Raw genomic sequence first — 15,569 nt, 5'->3', positions numbered from 1 at the left:
ATTGCCGCTCCCCGCTGCCCTGCGTTACGATGGGGAGACCGGCAGAGGCGTACGCCCGCCTAACTCCGCCGCAGGAAGGTGTGTCATCCATTCATGAAGCCGAATCACTCCGCCGGCCTTGAACCGGGCGCGCCACAGCTGCTGCAGCCTGAGCTCTACAAGCTCCCGGCAGTTGAAGCAGCGCCGCGTCTTCTTGGCCAGCATCTGGTCCGCCGCACGGAAGACGGGGACATCCGCTGCCGCATTGTGGAGACAGAGAGCTACGGAGGTGCTGAGGATAAGGGCAGCCACGCTTACGGCAGCCGCCGGACCGCCCGGACGGAGGTCATGTTCAGCGCAGGAGGCGCAGTGTATGTATACCTGATCTACGGTATGTACCATTGCCTAAATGTCGTAACTGCCGCACAGGACGAGCCGCATGCCGTTCTGATCCGGGCAGTAGAGCCGCTTACGGAGAGGGATGCCGAGCTTATGGCAGCATACAGGGGGGTTGCCGTCAGGAAGCCCTCGGACCTCTCCGGCGGGCCGGGCAAGCTGTGCCGGGCGCTGCGGATTGACAAGAGCCTTAACTTTTCCAGGTTCGATCTGCCGGAAGGCCCGCTGAGCATCGAGCAGGGGGAAGACCCGGAATCCCTGGATATTGTCCAGGCCCCGCGCATCAATATTCCTTATGCAGAAGAGTATGCCGGGCGCCCCTGGCGCTTCTATCTGCGGGCTAATCCTTATGTCTCGGCCAGCGATCCGCAGGCACAGCCCCACAGGCTGGTCTAAAGGCCTATACCGCTGTTTCGGCTGTGGTATATTGGGTATTAATAAGAGAACCCTAATCAGCCTCTCCCTTGGGACTTCCCAGGCGGAGAGGTTTTTCTTCTATTTTTGATCTCCGCATCCTCAGGCGCCAAAAAATGATAAACACTCCTATAAAATGACAATAAATCCCCCTATTTGTATACGCTTCCCCCGTTCTCTTAACTTACAATTACTGCTATAATCATATATATCTACAAAAAATATAAAGATGTAAATGAGGGACATGGGATGAAAGATACAGGCATGATCCGAAGCTTAGACAGTCTCGGAAGAATTGTGGTTCCCGTAGAAATCCGCATGACACGTAATATTGACATTGGGGATCCTATTGAATTTTTTATACTGGATGAGGATATAATCGTCCTCCGAAAGTACACCTCCACAGAATGCACCTTTTGCAGAAGTCTTGATCATGTTACCTACTATAAGGATCAGTTCATTTGCAACACCTGTCTGAAGGAGCTTAGTGACCCCGAACGCGGATCAGAACCCATCCATGCCTCCCCAAGTTCAGCAGAAGAGCAGCCCGAGCCAGCCCGCGGGGTACGGAGAAGTAAGACCGAAGAAATGAGTCTGCGTCTAATGAAAGCGATCGAAGAACATCCTTATGCCAACCAGAAGGAGCTTGCCGAGGTTCTCGGCATCAGCCAAGCCAGAGTCAGCCAGCTCAAGCGCAAGCTGAACACTCCCGGCAGAGCAGATCCGCAGTAACGTTATCCATTCATCCCTGCTTAGACATCAGATAAGGCTTGGCCCCCTAACGGGGCCAAGCCTTAATTTTTGTTCAAATATAAGAATTTATATGTTCACGCTGTACATTATCCTTCTATTTCCCGCCGAAACGGTACCGTCCTTTAAAAGGACGGCAAAGCCGTTTCCACTTGAACTACAAGTATTATTCCGACAGCGCCCCCTTCAGCTCCTCAGGCGAAGCAGCCCACCACTCTTCATTATGGGCCATCAGCAATGACTTCAGCGCGGCCCGCTCAACACTTCCAAGTCCATCCAGAATAAGCTTACGCTTCAAGGCCGCATCCAGCTTATTGACATGATCCGCAAGAATCTTCCAGCCGCGGCGCGCCTCGGTGTCAATCCACATCTCGCAGGCGGTAATTCCGCCGTAGAACTGTCCCTCCGGGGTACGGTCAACGGCGACCCATACGACCCATACCTGTCTTCCCGCCGGAACATCCTCACGGTTCATAGAGAACTTGATTCCCTTCTCCACTTTGCTCTTGGCATGCATGGCACCGATATCGATAACGGCGATGCCCTGATCAATAATGACAGGCGATACATTGTTCAGATCAATCGAGCCTGCACCGAAGCCTTTATGCTTAGCTCTGGCGTTCACAATATTCAAGGCAATTTGTTTTTTGCCCTCCGGTTGTACGTTATCCACATGTGCACATCCTTTCCATTCACTAATTATTTAATTTTAGCTAATAATGCGGCGATTGCAAACATATACATCCCGTAGATGCTTGTCACGGGAGGAATCATAGTATGAAGCCACATTCATTAAGGTATACCCTCATCTTCGCAGTCCTGGCTGTCCTCACCTTGCTTGGAGGCGGAATATGGTTTCTGTCAGGGCATAGCCCTGCCGTATGGACTGCCTCTGTTCCAAAAGAGGCCAAGTCCCCCGCCATTATCCCCCGGCAGCAGCCCGTGCAGTCCGATCTTTCAGATACGATCTACACGTCGGAGACAGAGGCTTTAAGCCAGCGCGTGGTTGAATATCACATGGATGTGGAGCTCCTGCCGGGTGCGGAGACCCTAGTCGCCTCCGAGACGCTGACCTGGACCCATCCAGGCGCAAAGCCGGTCCAGGAGCTCTACTTTCATCTGTATCCCAATGCATTCGCATCCGCCGGTACCACCTTCATGAAGGAGTCCGGGGGTACGCTTCGCGGTGACACCATGCCCGCAGGAGGTTACGGGAGCATTACACTGACAGATTTGCGGACCTCTGAGGGCGTCTCGCTAATGCAGCGCACACAGTATGTGCAGCCGGACGACGGCAATGTCAATGACAGAACACTGCTCAAAGTCCATCTGCCTCAGCCGGTGAACGGCGGTGAGAGCGTGACGGTAAGGCTTAAATTCGAGGTTAAGCTGCCGAAAATTTTCGCCCGGATGGGAACCGCTGACGACTTCGTGATGGCCGGCCAGTGGTTTCCGAAGCTTAGCGTCTACGAGCCTGCCGGCAGAAGAGGACTCAAGGAAGAAGGCTGGAACCTGCATCAATATCACGGCAACTCCGAGTTCTACAGTGATTTTGGGATCTACAATGTATCCATTTCTGTCCCGCCCGAGTATAAGGTCGCCGCAACCGGGTTTCCGGTGAGAGACGCCAAAGTTGTACAGGGCCGCAAGATCTATCAGTTCTATGCAGATGACGTCCACGACTTCGCCTGGGCCGCATCGCCTGATTTCGTGGTTGCCGAGAAGGCCTTCTCCGCGCCGCAGGTGCCCGGGGTGAAGATTAAGCTCTATCTGGACCCGCTGCATAAGCATCTCCAGGAGCGTTACTTCCAGGCGGTCGAGGCGGCACTGACGGCATTCAGCAAGTGGTACGGCCCTTATCCGTATTCCACTTTATCCATTGTTGTCCCGCCAGAGTCCGGCAACGGGGCCGGAGGAATGGAATACCCAACCCTGATTACCGCCTTCGGCGCCACGGACACTTCACCGGGCACCTCCCTGGAGCGCACGATCATCCACGAGATCGGGCACCAGTATTTCTACGGCCTGGTGGCCAGTAATGAATTCGAAGAAGCCTGGCTTGATGAGAGCTTCACCTCTTATGCTGAAGACCGGCTAATGGAACAGGAATACGGCGTGGTCTCAAGCCTGCCGCTTCAGTCCAGCCTGGTCTCCTCTTCACAGCCTCTTACGCTGGAGACCTGGAAATACACTGGTGATGATGCCTACACGCGCAATGTGTATATCCGGGGCAAGCTGGTGCTGAAGGATATGGAACGCATCGCCGGAACCAAGAATATGGACGCCATCCTCGCCGCCTATGCCCGCAAATACCGCTTCCAGCATCCGTCCACCGCCGACTTCCAAAAGGTTGTGGAGAAAGTGACCAAGCAATCCTGGCAGACTTATTTTGAGCGTTTTGTCTATAGCGGGGGTGCACCCGACTTCGCAGTTGATGATATCAGGCTCACGGTCGGACGGGACAACGGCGACGGCGGGGGGATCCGCTATAACGCTGTGGTCGATGTAAGCAATAAGGGCAGCCTGTACCCTGATGTTCCCGTGAAATTCACCTTCGCAGACGGGTACACTGTGCAGCAATACTGGAATGACGAGGGTAAGGCTACCTCCTTTGAGTTAGCGTATAAAGCTCCGCTGGTCTCCGCAGAGATCGATCCGGGGCATTCCATTCTGCTGGAGAGCAGGCATCTTAATAATTTCAAAATGGCGGAGCTTGAGCCGCGCACACTCTCCCGCTGGACGCTTAGCGCATCTACTCTGCTTGAAACCCTGCTCGGAACTCTTGTCTGGTGAGGTGAAGGAATGGTGAAAAGTTCAATTGCCCGCGGTTGGATCAGCATGAAAGAACAGTTCTATATATTGATTCTGCTATTTATCTACCGGCTGTTCTGGGGTTATTTCCTGTACAAATTCATTAAAAGTGCGGTTGTCCCCGTCCTGCTACGCTACCCGGATGCGAATGCCGGCGGCAGCGGAATAGGCAGGCTGCTGTATTATATCGAGGGGCAGACTGCGCTGCGCACCGACCCCGCCGTCCAGCACTGGCTGTGGATGCTGCTGGCGCTGACAGTGCTAAGGCTGCTGCTGACTCCCTTTATCCGTGCAGGGCTGCTGCACGAGCTTCATCAGGAGCGCGACGGAGCGCGGGGACTGTTCTTTTTCCCGGGAATGAGAAAATATGGGCTGCCGGTGCTGGCGTTCAGCCTGGCCGAATGGGCACTAACCCTCCTGCCGCTCTATTGGCTGCTTCCACGCATGTACCGTCATCTGCTCAGCGGCGTTCTCGATGTTCAGCTCCTGCTCAAGCTTGTGCCCTGTGTGCTGGGCTGGCTGCTCTATCTATTCCTTGTCCGCAAGCTTCTGCTCTATATGCAATTCGGCTATACCGCAGGTACCGGCATGTTCTCCTCGCTGCTAATCTGCCTGAAGGTGTTGATGCCTTCGATCGGTATTTCCGTCATTCTGGGGGCGGGAAGCCTGGCCGTAATTCTGCTCTGTAGCGCCTCTGCTCTGTTCTATCCCGGATTGCCGGCACTTATGCTCCGCCAGGCAGCTCCGCTGCCCTCCACGCTGTTCAATATGTGGGGAATCGCTGCCCAGTACCACCTCTGGTCCAGTAAATCATTTCCACAATAATAAGCTGCTACAGCGGCATACTAAAAAGAGTCACAGCCCCTCATCAGGGAGCAGGACTCTTTTTTGCTTGAAGAGAAGGACAAAAGCATTTGCAAAAGGGTAAATCGTCTGATACAATGATGCCTGTACCACTAGTAACAAAGTTGTAATCTTTCAAACAGAATCTTCCGTATCTATTGCAATTTAATCAATGTCGATAAGTCACTGTTCTGGTGCATAAAACGCCGAATTCCCTGCACCGGGAAGTGGGGGAACCATATTTTGGGTGAATTGATCTCGCTTTAGAGGGGTCATAGGGGAACCTTCTACCGAATCCTTAAGCTAACCTCGCAGGCCCTGGAAGGAGTACATCTTTTGATTAGACAGAATTTCAAGAAAAAATGCACCGCAGCGGCGCTGGGTCTTGTGATGGTATTCACACTCGGAGCGGGCAGTGCCTTCGCAGATTCCAAAATGGATACTGTGATTTCAAAAACCATTGGAACGTCGTATAAAACCGGGGGCACAACCACCAGCGGCTTCGACTGTTCCGGATTTACCAAGTATGTGTTCAAGAATGTCGGGCTTACCTTGCCCCGTACATCCAAAGCACAGTACAAAGTTGGAACAACAATATCCAAGAGCAATCTACGCTCCGGAGATCTCGTGTTCTTCAATACTCTGGGTAACGGAGTTTCCCATGTCGGTATTTATGTTGGAAACGGGAAGTTCGCACAGTCCTCCAGTTCACGTGGTGTAACCATCAGTTCGATGAGCCAGTCTTACTGGGCCAACCGCTACGTTGGCGCCAAAAGAGTAATGAGCACAACAGCCTACCAAGCTGTCGCTTACGATTGAACTTTTGAAGCATACCCCGAATATTTCATCCTCTAACAACTAAATGTAACTTATACGAGCCCGGGATGATTATTGCCGTAATCATTTCCGGGTTTTTCCTTTTCCTTATTCTACCTTTTACCCGAATCCACAGCCTTGAAACAGCATTTTATTGCAAAAACAAAGAAAAAATCATATAAAACAACCCCGGCGCATAGATATGAGTCTTTCGAAAGGGCTATAACTCTAAAAAACAGCAAAAAAGATGGATTAATATGTTATAAGTGATTGCCAAGCGCCTTAGTCTTTGTTACAATTATCGCAGTGAGCTTTTAGTAACATTTTTGTAATTATTGAATCGCTTTTAACAAAGGTTTTGTCATGTATTGAATGAACCGCTAATCCTAATCAACAGTCGTGCCGAGTTCCCTAATGAATTAGGGAAACGGGGGAACCACTTTGGGTGAATTGACCTCCTATTCTAAGAGGGGTCATAGGGGACCTTCAACCGAACCCTTAAGCTAACCTCGTAGGCATTGGAAGGGGTATTTACTTTTGAAGAAGAAGCTAGCAGCCGCAGTACTAAGCTTGTCCATTATCTTCACAATCGGAGCAGGAAGCGCTTTCGCGGATTCCAAAATGGATAAAGTGATCGACAAAGCCATCGGAACCAAATACGTATCCGGCGGTACATCAACTAACGGGTTTGATTGCTCCGGATTTACAATGTATGTTTTTGATAAGATCGGCATTAACCTGCCCCATCAATCCGGCTCTCAGTACCAGATGGGTACTGACGTGTCCCTTGACGAGATGAGACCAGGCGATCTTGTATTCTTCAATACAAGCGGTAAGGGCATATCCCATGTAGGTATCTATGTTGGTGACGGCGAATTCGCCCATGCCTCTTCCTCACGCGGTGTAACCATCAGTTCGCTGAGTGACAGCTATTACGTCAACCGCTACGTTGGCGCCAAACGAATCATGAGTACAGATGCCTACAAGACTGTAGCTTCGGATTCCCAAGACAACGATGATGTACAATAATTCTTTGTAACCTACGCTCTTTTCCAAGATTTTTGCCGAAATCTTGGAGAAGGGCTTTTTTTTGTCTATAAAATTACTTACCCGTCTCTATATTTGTAAAACACCGATTCTGTACTTTCAGAAAATAATTATTGGCGTTTGTCAAGTTTCTGCATTTCCGCAAGGAATTTGCGTCGAAACTGGCTGTTTTTGTATATAATTAATAGAAGAACAAGTGGAAACGGCTTTTCCGTCCTTTAAAAGCAGTTTCGGCTGGAAGGAGGCCTCCCGTAATGATTAGCTCCCCGTTAACCTTTTATGTGGTGCCTATGGAACCGCAGCATGCCGCTGAGATCTGTGAGTGGAGCTACAAGCCTCCGTATAATATTTACGGCTGGATGTCCTGGGAGCAGATGCAGGCGCTGGGCGTGGAGTTCGGAGACCCGCAGCTTCGCAGTGAGCAATATGTATCTGTAGTGAACGGACAGGGGGATCTGTGCGGCTTCGCCCAGCTCTTTCCGATGGAGGGGGTAGTCCGGCTTGGTGTCGGAATGCGGCCCGAGCTGTGCGGCCATGGAATGGGGCATCTGTTCATGAAGGCTATTGTGCAGGCAGCACGGGCGCGATACCCGGAGCGTGAGATCGACCTGGAGGTGCTGACCTGGAACCAGCGCGCCATCCGCGCTTACCAGAAATGCGGATTCACTATAACGGATACCTATGAACGCCGCACCCCGACCGGCAATAAGCCTTTTTATTGCATGGTCTATGAGGAATAGCACTGGAGACAGATTGATTTGCAAAAAAATGGATCGTTTGTGTTCATTTTTTTGACACAAATACTATGATAACGCTTCACCATCCGCTATAATGGAGTCAGCAGCTTACATGGAGGGACGGATGCAGATGCAGAAATGGATCATGAGCGGTTTGTTTTTTGCCGCCTGTGCCTTTGCAGTAATCTTAATGTTTACCTTACCCGGTAAATCCGAGGTGGCGGAGCAGAACAAGCCGACCATGCCGGAGGTTGTGCTGGACGCTGCTGGCGCAGAAGCTACAGTGAAGGCCAATTGTATCTCCTGCCACGGTGACCAGCTTCAGGGCGGGGCGGGACCCAGCCTGCAGCAGGAAGGCGCTTCGCATGACGCGCCGCAGATCTACAGCATAGTCACCAAGGGCCGCGGACAGATGCCTTCCTTCAAAGACAGGCTGGCCCCTGAAGAGATTGCGAATGTAGCCCTATGGCTGGCCGAGAAGAAATAATCCGCAACCTGTACAAACACCATGCTCTTCATTTCAAATGTATAATGCCCGTGACGAGGATAACGAATGATCCTTGCACGGGCATTTCTATTGATCAGATATTCCTATTGTCTCCATAGGAGCCTTGTCCTCTAGCGGGTCTTCTCAAATGCCTCATTAAATTCATGCGCCTGGCGGAGATCAAGCTTCTCCACATCTGCAGCCAGCCGCAGAACAACCGTCTTGTAATCAATGGTGATATGCGGGTGATGGTCAAAGGCCTCCGAAATTGCCGCTACCTCATCCACAAAAGCAATTCCCTTCATATATTCACTGAACATATATTTGCGCACCAGCCTATCCCTCTCCAGCTTCCAGCCCTCAAGCTTGCCGATCTGCTCCTGAAGTTGTTCCTCAGTTAATTGCAATTCGTTTCCTCCCTTGCTAAGTTAACGGTTCCTTAATCCTTCTTGCCTTCAAATAAAACATCCCTCAGCTTCTGAAAGTCCAAGGGATGTGCCAGGCTAAAGATTTTTGATTAAATGTATTCTGACATCCCGGCAATTAGTACTCCACTTCCAATTTTAACATGGCTGGATGCCCGGGACAAACCCGCTGCCGCATTTCCCCCCTGTTTTATACAAGAACGACCGAAGCCAGATCCTCATCGCCCAGCAGAATATTAATGCGGTGTGTTTCTTTATCGTACATTACAACTCCGCTGCCCACCTGAATGACCGGCTCGTTGCCCAGCGCGTAGAACAGGTCTTCCGCAAGCGCCTCCCAGACCTCCTGCCTTGATTCCTCCGGCAGATTTGTCCACTCTTCAGGCTCCATTTCAAAAAAAATGTACCCGTCTGCAATCCGTCCAACGGCTCCTGTCAGTTCAACCAGAATTTCACCGTAATCTCTGCCATGCTTAACTCCCACATCAATCACTCCGTTTTCTTCGCTGATGAATAATAACCTACCTTATCTATTATAGCCGAAAAAATCACTTCACAAAAAAGGGAATGATGTCGATAAAGAAGAATATACGTGATTTGGTTACGAACAGAGTGTTCTCCCGCGGTTCAAGGACGAAATACGCGGTTAGTCGATCACTTCTTAATTCTCATGGACGAGGTGTATAAATGGAAATCTCAACAATTCTAGGCCTGGTTTTTGGTCTGGTCGCAGTAATCTGGGGGATGATTCTCAAGCATGCTCCGCTTGCAAGCTTGAACAACCCCGCTGCCTATGTCATCATTTTTCTTGGCACGGCTGCCTCCATCTTCATGGCCTTTCCGATGTCGGAAGTCAAGAATTTCCCTAAGCTGTTGAAGATCCTGTTTACGAAGAAAAAGATGGTCGGTAAGCCCGAACTGATTACCATGTTCATGGAATGGGCATCCATTACCCGCCGCGAAGGACTGCTCGCTCTGGAATCCAATGTCGATGAAATTGAAGATAACTTCCTCCGAAACGGCATGCGGATGATTATTGACGGCAATGATCAGGAGTTCGTCCGTGATGTATTAATGGAAGATATTCATGCCACTGAAGACAGACATAAGGCCGGAGCCTTGATCTTCTCCCAGGCCGGGATGTATGCCCCTACACTAGGGGTACTCGGGGCTGTTATCGGGCTGATTGCCGCCTTGGGTGATATGAGTAACATGGACGTCCTGGCCCATGCGATTGCCGGTGCCTTCATTGCAACCCTGCTCGGGATATTCACCGGTTATGTTATGTGGCACCCTATGGCGAACAAGCTGAAGCGGATATCCAAACGCGAGATTGAAGTCCGCCTGATGATGGTGGAGGGTCTGCTCTCCATTCAGTCCGGGGTGTCTACCATAGCCATTAACCAGAAGCTGTCCGTCTTCCTGACTCCGTCCGAGCGTGCCAAGCTGAGCGAGAAGGAGGGGGCTTCCAGTGAGCAAAAAGACTAGGCATGAGGAACATGAAGAGCATGCCGATGAATCCTGGCTGCTTCCCTATTCCGATCTGATGACCCTGCTGGTTGCTCTATTCCTAGTTATGTACGCCATGAGCGCTACGGACGCCGTGAAATTTCAGCAAATGGCTGAAGCCTTTAATTCAGCGCTCAGCGGCGGCGGCGGCGTCCTGGAGTACCGGTCGGATTCCCCGACCAGCACCCAGCTGGACCAGGGCAAGCAGGATAAACTGAACAATGTGATTGCCAAGAACACCGGCACCTCCGATCTGTCCAAGCTCCGTGCCAAGGAGCAGGAGGATCTGGAGAAGCTGAAGAAGCAGTTCGACCAGTACATTAAGAACAACGGGATGACCGACTTGCTTAGCACCAAGCTGAATCAGTCCCAGCTGATGATCACGATTAGCGACAATGCCCTGTTCGCTTCGGGACAGGCTATAGTGAAGGACGAATCCCGCCAGCTGGCTAAGTCGATATCCAACATGCTGCAGCAATTTCCCGATTATGAAGTATTGGTGCAGGGGCATACCGATAATGTTCCAATCTCCAACAGCACGTACTCCTCGAACTGGGATCTTAGCGTAGATCGCGCCCTTGAGTTCATGAAGATTCTGCTGCTCAATCCCAACCTGGACCCGACGAAATTCAGCCCGACCGGCTCTGGCGAATACCACCCCATCGCTACCAATGCTACGGCTGCCGGGCGGGCCAAGAACCGCCGGGTAGAAGTATCTATCCTTCGTAAATATAAGGATGCTGCTGCAGAGACCACGGATGTCTCTAATGTAACAGCTCCCTGAATAGACATGAAACCAATAAGAGCTGCTTTCGAACGACCCCTGTCAGGGTCAATCGGAGCAGCTCTTATTATAGGTATGGCATTATTATCTTATTGCAGCTGATAATTCAGCATAGCACCCAGCTCTTGCTTCTCCTCCTGAGACAGCTCCCGCCATTCTCCGGTCTTCAGCGCGCCAAGGCGGATATTCATCACCCGGATGCGCTGCAGCCGCCGCACTTCATAACCGAAGGCACTGCACATGCGGCGGATTTGCCGGTTCTTGCCCTCAGTCAGCACGATACGGAATACCCGCTCACTGATCCGCGTAATCTCACAGGGAAGTGTCTTGCTGCCCAAAATTCTCACACCGGTAGACATGCCGGTCAGAAAAGAAGGCGTAACGGGTCGATCTACAGTGACCACATATTCCTTCTCATGCTTGCCTTCTGCACGCAATATTTTGTTAACAATGTCACCGTCATTGGTCAGCAGAATCAATCCCTCTGAATCCTTATCGAGCCGCCCGATCGGGAAAATCCGCTCCTCATGTCCTATGAAATCGACAATATTACCTTGAATATGCGCTTCTGTGGTAGAGGTAATGCCCACCGGCTTATGAAGCGCGATATACACGATCCTGCTGCCCGTCTGAAGCGGCTGGCCGTCAATCAGCACTTTATCCCCTGCTTCAGCCTGGCTGCCCAGCATAGCGGTCTCACCGTTGATGGTGACCCGCCCTCCCTCGACCAGCTTGTCTGCTTCACGGCGTGAACAATAGCCTGTCTCACTGATGAATTTATTGATTCTCATGTTCGTCCTCACTCCGTTCTATATTCATGCCGGCCGGAGGTGCTTGCTCCTTCGCTTCAGGCAGCTTGATGATTACCTGCGTTCCCCGGCCATACTCGCTTCTAATTTCCAGGCTGCCCTTATGAGCCTGAATGATCCGCTGGCTGACCATCAGGCCAAGCCCCGTTCCGGACTCTTTGTTCGTAAAGAACGGCTCTCCCAGCTTGGGCAGCATATCCTCAGGGACGCCTCCACCCTCATCCGTGATCACAATAACCACAGAGTCCTCCAGCTCCTGCTGCTCCACGGTAATCGTTCCCCCGTCCGGCATCGCTTCGATCGCATTTTTGATCACATTGATAAATACCTGCTTCAACTGATTCTCCTCACAGTGCACCATGGCGGGTACTCCCGAGAAATATGTGGTGAATTCAATGCCGAACAGGTGGGCCTGGCTATCCAGCAGAGAGATGACATCGCCGACAATATGCCGCAGATCCCTCTGCTGGAAATGAACAGCCTGCGGCTTCGCCAGAATCAGGAACTCACTGACAATCATATTGATCCGGTCCAGCTCCGAGAGCATCAGTTCAATATGCAGCGGAACAAGAACCTTCTTCTCCTGCTGAAGCTGCAGGAAGCCCCGCAGGGTGGTCAAGGGATTGCGGATCTCATGAGCAACCCCTGCCGCAAGCTGGCCGACTGTAGTCAGCTTCTCCGAGCGTCTGAGCAGCTCCTCGATCCGGTTGCGCTCGGTCATGTCACGGGATACATGGACAACCGACTGCGGCTGGCCCTCTTCATCCCGGATAACCGAGCTGCTGACGCTGACCTCTACCAGGGAGCCGTCCCGCTTCAGCCTGACGGTCTCAACAGGCGGCAGAGATGCCCCGTCCTTAAGCTGCTGCAATCGTATACTCTCCTGCTGCTGCACAGTGGCCGGAACCAGATACGGCGGCTTGACCAGAGCATCCGCAGCGCCCCATCCATAGAGGTCCTCGAAGGCTCTATTCGTACTGATGATCCGCCCCTCCATATCCACCGTGTGGATGGCATCTGAAGTGCCGTTAATCACCGACTCCAGATGCTCTTTGACCGCACGGTTCTCCTCCAGTGTCTGCCCCAGCCGGTTTGTATGCTGCAGCAGATGTGAGGTCATCGCGTTGATGCGCTGGGCCAGCTGCCCAAGCTCATCGCGGCTGGATACATTAAGCGGAGGCTCAAATTTACCCTTAGCCACATCATTGACCTTAGCCAGTATATCCTGAATCGGGCGTGTAACTACACCGGCCAGGACATAACTGGCCAGGAGGAAGATAATAAGCAGAAGAACCGAGGTGGTGATATTATTGAACAGCTGCTCCCGGATAACCGAGGAGATGGCCTGGTAGTCCATGACTACACTGATCACATAATCCGCCGCTCCCGGCCGCTCAATCGGAATGAAGCTCTTGAGCACTCTTTTACCCAGTGCCTTCGTATCCAGCGTTACCGGTTTGCCCTTGTTCAATGCTTCACGGATTGCCGCCTTATCCTCTGCAATATTGCCGTATGAATAGGTGCCGTACTGGATGGGACGGTTCCGCAGCTTCGTGTTCTTAGGATCTGCGCCGTCAGGCAGCATACTTGAGGCTCCGAAGGTCTTCGGATTGATTCCGGTAATCTCCAGAATTCCGGGATTTACAGCTTTGGATTCCTGGATGATCTCATCAGGGCTCATAATTTTGACATAATCGCTTACCGCTGTACTCCTCACGAACGGATCTATGATATAATTGCGGGCCCCGTCATAATAATAGCCCCATTTATCGATGTACTCCGGATTGGAGGTTGAATATTCAAACGGCCCGGACCAGAAATTCTCCAGGGACTGCCCCTGATCGACAGATACGCGCTGGCCTGCAAACAGCTCCAGAAAAGCCACATACCAAAAACCCATGCCCTTGGTCGAAAGTCCAATCTCTGCAGGATCTGAAGATTTCGCTACGATAATATCATCCGCAGTCTTCACCAGCAGCGAGATATTCGACACCCCCAGCTTGGTGGATAGCGCCTTCAATTGTTGATTAGTAATATTCCTGATATCCGGATCCAGCTCATAGGATGCCAGAATGGCAGTCAACCGCAGGTTCTGGGCAATTTTATCCTGCACGTAATTCGAGCTGAAGCCGCTCTGCTCCACCGATACGGCAACCTGCTTCGCAGTGATCTTCATGTTGCTTACGCTCTCATTACGCAGATTATTCCGGGCAGCATAAAGGTTGAGTGTAAGATTAAGCATTAAGATTAAGAGTACAGAGCCAAAAATAATTGCTGATAGTTTCGTTTTTATGGACAAGCGTATTGTTCACCTCTTATCCGCTGGTAAATCCTAGCGGGCATTCAACATAATCATACCTTTTGCCCTTCCATTTGAAAAGGCCTTTCCCCACAGCCGGGCACTGGCAGATATTGAATTATCGGGACAGTTTCTCTACAATAGGTAAGAAACCATCCACAGGTTATGCACATATAAACATTTTGCCAAATTGCGATGTGCACAATTTTGTGTATAAGTCGGCCGTTATCCACAGAGTTGTCCACAATTTGTTAAGAACGAATATTTGTTCGTTGTATAATGGGCATAGAAGAAGGGAAGATGCATTTGAATACCAGGCTTGAAGAACTGCCTTCGGAGGAGCGGGCCATTCATGAACATTGGATGGCAGAAGCGATAGGAGAAGCCCGCAAGGCTGAGGCCTTAGGCGAAGTACCGATAGGTGCCGTAGTTGTCCACGGAGGCCAAATTATAGGCCGTGGGTATAATCTGCGCGAGACGACGCTCGATTCCACTGCCCACGCAGAGATGGTAGCGATCCGGGAAGCCAGCAATGCCCTGGGCTCCTGGCGTTTGCTTGATTGCCAGCTCTACGTTACCCTGGAGCCTTGTCCCATGTGTGCAGGAGCGATGGTGCAGTCCAGGCTGCCGCTTACCGTGTATGGCACTCCGGACCCCAAGGCCGGCTGTGCAGGGACCTTGATGAACCTGCTGGAGGAGTCACGCTTTAACCACCGCACAGAGGTCATCCAGGGCGTGCTGCAGGAGGAATGCGCGGAGCTGCTGACCTCCTTCTTCCGCAAGCTGCGGAAGCGGCCTGCGAAGCTCTAGAAAGCCCATTAACACTTATCATTCTTATAAGGAGAATACCAGATGTCCTATAAGCTGTATAACAACGCACAGGGGATATATCTCTCGCTGCTGGAGCTTACGGATGCAGAGGAGCTACTAAGCCTCCGTCTGCGTAACCGAACCGCGCACCAGCAATTTGAGCCCCTTCGCAGTGAAGACTACTTCACCCTGGAGAGCCAGCAGCAGCTGATTAACCAGCGTATCCTGGATGCGCAGCAGGACAGCGCGTATATGTTCGGGATTTATCTGCTCAGCGGCGAGCTGATCGGCCAGATTACGATCTCCAATGTAGTGCGGGGAGTCGGACAATTCTGCGATATCGGCTATCTGATCGATCATGAGCAGCAGGGACAAGGCTACACCAGTGCCGCCGTACACCTGATCCTCGGGTATGCCTTCCGCTCTCTGGGGCTTCACCGGGTACAGGCTGCCATCCTGCCCCATAATAACGGTTCCCGCAGAGTGCTGGAGAAGAACGGCTTCCAGGCCGAGGGACTCGCGCGCCGCTTCATCCGGATTAACGGCGAATGGCAAGATCACCGCACCTACGCCATTCTGGCTGAGGAGTTCCTGCCAGAGGAACAGGAATCCCCTTAAACTTCATATGTGCACACAAAGACCCGTATGAGCGG

The 15,569-nt window shown here is 51.6% G+C and carries 17 protein-coding genes and 2 riboswitches; of the genes, 12 read left to right on the top strand and 5 right to left on the bottom strand.

Features of this window, described 5'->3' with window-relative positions; translation table 11 throughout:
* Positions 1-93 precede the first annotated feature (93 nt).
* Together NYE24_RS20685 and NYE24_RS20680 are read left to right on the top strand one after the other, a co-directional pair.
* On the top strand, positions 94-771 hold the full coding sequence (locus NYE24_RS20685; protein ID WP_036698907.1) for a DNA-3-methyladenine glycosylase: 678 nt from the start codon (positions 94-96) through the stop codon (positions 769-771).
* 267 nt (positions 772-1,038) lie between these two features.
* Positions 1,039-1,521, top strand: a complete 483-nt coding sequence (locus NYE24_RS20680; RefSeq protein WP_342476548.1) for a winged helix-turn-helix transcriptional regulator — start codon at positions 1,039-1,041, stop codon at positions 1,519-1,521.
* A gap of 184 nt (positions 1,522-1,705) precedes the next feature.
* On the opposite strand, the gene NYE24_RS20675 is transcribed toward NYE24_RS20680, so the two are convergent.
* On the bottom strand, positions 1,706-2,212 hold the full coding sequence (locus NYE24_RS20675; protein ID WP_036698910.1) for a YwhD family protein: 507 nt from the start codon (positions 2,210-2,212) through the stop codon (positions 1,706-1,708).
* A gap of 104 nt (positions 2,213-2,316) precedes the next feature.
* Here NYE24_RS20675 and NYE24_RS20670 point away from each other — a divergent pair, with 104 nt between their 5' ends.
* From NYE24_RS20670 to NYE24_RS20645, 6 genes are all read left to right on the top strand, one after another.
* Positions 2,317-4,332 (top strand): M1 family metallopeptidase, encoded by a 2,016-nt coding sequence (locus NYE24_RS20670; RefSeq protein ID WP_036698911.1) that lies wholly within the window; start codon positions 2,317-2,319, stop codon positions 4,330-4,332.
* 9 nt (positions 4,333-4,341) lie between these two features.
* Positions 4,342-5,175, top strand: a complete 834-nt coding sequence (locus NYE24_RS20665; RefSeq protein ID WP_051493901.1) for a hypothetical protein — start codon at positions 4,342-4,344, stop codon at positions 5,173-5,175.
* A 212-nt stretch (positions 5,176-5,387) separates the two neighbouring features.
* A riboswitch (cyclic di-AMP (ydaO/yuaA leader) is annotated at positions 5,388-5,526 on the top strand.
* A 57-nt stretch (positions 5,527-5,583) separates the two neighbouring features.
* Entirely contained in the window at positions 5,584-6,012 is a 429-nt protein-coding gene (locus tag NYE24_RS20660; protein ID WP_051493903.1) for a C40 family peptidase, read from the top strand.
* 387 nt (positions 6,013-6,399) lie between these two features.
* A riboswitch (cyclic di-AMP (ydaO/yuaA leader) is annotated at positions 6,400-6,542 on the top strand.
* A 4-nt stretch (positions 6,543-6,546) separates the two neighbouring features.
* Positions 6,547-7,038, top strand: coding sequence for a C40 family peptidase (locus NYE24_RS20655; RefSeq protein WP_342476547.1), 492 nt, complete (start codon positions 6,547-6,549; stop codon positions 7,036-7,038).
* A 272-nt stretch (positions 7,039-7,310) separates the two neighbouring features.
* Positions 7,311-7,796 carry a GNAT family protein gene (locus tag NYE24_RS20650; protein WP_036698915.1) on the top strand — a complete coding sequence of 162 codons (486 nt, stop codon included), beginning with the start codon at positions 7,311-7,313 and terminating at the stop codon, positions 7,794-7,796.
* A gap of 127 nt (positions 7,797-7,923) precedes the next feature.
* On the top strand, positions 7,924-8,280 hold the full coding sequence (locus tag NYE24_RS20645; RefSeq protein WP_036698939.1) for a cytochrome c: 357 nt from the start codon (positions 7,924-7,926) through the stop codon (positions 8,278-8,280).
* Positions 8,281-8,411: 131 nt separating this feature from the next.
* Here the strand turns inward: NYE24_RS20645 and NYE24_RS20640 are convergent, their stop codons facing one another.
* Positions 8,412-8,687 (bottom strand): 4a-hydroxytetrahydrobiopterin dehydratase, encoded by a 276-nt coding sequence (locus NYE24_RS20640; RefSeq protein WP_036698917.1) that lies wholly within the window; start codon positions 8,685-8,687, stop codon positions 8,412-8,414.
* A 208-nt stretch (positions 8,688-8,895) separates the two neighbouring features.
* Positions 8,896-9,189 (bottom strand): hypothetical protein, encoded by a 294-nt coding sequence (locus NYE24_RS20635; protein WP_036698940.1) that lies wholly within the window; start codon positions 9,187-9,189, stop codon positions 8,896-8,898.
* 203 nt (positions 9,190-9,392) lie between these two features.
* On the opposite strand from NYE24_RS20635, the gene motA reads away from it, so the two are divergent.
* Together motA and motB are read left to right on the top strand one after the other, a co-directional pair.
* Positions 9,393-10,193: a flagellar motor stator protein MotA gene (motA, locus tag NYE24_RS20630; RefSeq protein WP_036698919.1), complete on the top strand. Its 801-nt coding sequence runs from the start codon at positions 9,393-9,395 to the stop codon at positions 10,191-10,193.
* Entirely contained in the window at positions 10,177-10,998 is an 822-nt protein-coding gene (gene motB / locus NYE24_RS20625; protein WP_036698921.1) for a flagellar motor protein MotB, read from the top strand. The genes motA and motB overlap by 17 nt, the downstream gene beginning before the upstream one ends.
* Positions 10,999-11,087: 89 nt before the next feature.
* Here motB and NYE24_RS20620 read toward each other — a convergent pair whose 3' ends face one another.
* Together NYE24_RS20620 and NYE24_RS20615 are read right to left on the bottom strand one after the other, a co-directional pair.
* On the bottom strand, positions 11,088-11,789 hold the full coding sequence (locus NYE24_RS20620; protein ID WP_036698923.1) for a pseudouridine synthase: 702 nt from the start codon (positions 11,787-11,789) through the stop codon (positions 11,088-11,090).
* Positions 11,776-13,983: an ATP-binding protein gene (locus tag NYE24_RS20615; RefSeq protein ID WP_305954414.1), complete on the bottom strand. Its 2,208-nt coding sequence runs from the start codon at positions 13,981-13,983 to the stop codon at positions 11,776-11,778. Before NYE24_RS20615 ends, NYE24_RS20620 begins: the two co-directional genes overlap by 14 nt.
* 429 nt (positions 13,984-14,412) lie before the next feature.
* Between NYE24_RS20615 and tadA the strand changes: the two genes are divergently transcribed.
* The gene (gene tadA / locus NYE24_RS20610; protein WP_268748816.1) at positions 14,413-14,916 is read left to right on the top strand and encodes a tRNA adenosine(34) deaminase TadA; all 504 of its coding nucleotides are present in this window, start codon (positions 14,413-14,415) and stop codon (positions 14,914-14,916) included.
* Positions 14,917-14,958: 42 nt separating this feature from the next.
* The gene (locus tag NYE24_RS20605; protein ID WP_036698927.1) at positions 14,959-15,534 is read left to right on the top strand and encodes a GNAT family protein; all 576 of its coding nucleotides are present in this window, start codon (positions 14,959-14,961) and stop codon (positions 15,532-15,534) included.
* Positions 15,535-15,569: the final 35 nt, after the last annotated feature.

Source organism: Paenibacillus sp. FSL H7-0350 (assembly GCF_038593195.1).
In the GTDB taxonomy this organism is placed as follows: Bacteria; Bacillota; Bacilli; order Paenibacillales; family Paenibacillaceae; genus Paenibacillus_AQ.
This window is presented reverse-complemented; position numbering and strand designations above follow the sequence as displayed.

Coding starts and splice junctions, on each gene's coding strand:
- NYE24_RS20685 (WP_036698907.1), top strand. CDS start 94: ATGAAGCCGAATCACTCCGCCGGCCTTGAACCGGGCGCGCCACAGCTG.
- NYE24_RS20680 (WP_342476548.1), top strand. CDS start 1,039: ATGAAAGATACAGGCATGATCCGAAGCTTAGACAGTCTCGGAAGAATT.
- NYE24_RS20670 (WP_036698911.1), top strand. CDS start 2,317: ATGAAGCCACATTCATTAAGGTATACCCTCATCTTCGCAGTCCTGGCT.
- NYE24_RS20665 (WP_051493901.1), top strand. CDS start 4,342: ATGGTGAAAAGTTCAATTGCCCGCGGTTGGATCAGCATGAAAGAACAG.
- NYE24_RS20660 (WP_051493903.1), top strand. CDS start 5,584: ATGGTATTCACACTCGGAGCGGGCAGTGCCTTCGCAGATTCCAAAATG.
- NYE24_RS20650 (WP_036698915.1), top strand. CDS start 7,311: ATGATTAGCTCCCCGTTAACCTTTTATGTGGTGCCTATGGAACCGCAG.
- NYE24_RS20645 (WP_036698939.1), top strand. CDS start 7,924: ATGCAGAAATGGATCATGAGCGGTTTGTTTTTTGCCGCCTGTGCCTTT.
- motA (WP_036698919.1), top strand. CDS start 9,393: ATGGAAATCTCAACAATTCTAGGCCTGGTTTTTGGTCTGGTCGCAGTA.
- NYE24_RS20620 (WP_036698923.1), bottom strand. CDS start 11,789: ATGAGAATCAATAAATTCATCAGTGAGACAGGCTATTGTTCACGCCGT.
- NYE24_RS20615 (WP_305954414.1), bottom strand. CDS start 13,983: ATGAAGATCACTGCGAAGCAGGTTGCCGTATCGGTGGAGCAGAGCGGC.
- NYE24_RS20605 (WP_036698927.1), top strand. CDS start 14,959: ATGTCCTATAAGCTGTATAACAACGCACAGGGGATATATCTCTCGCTG.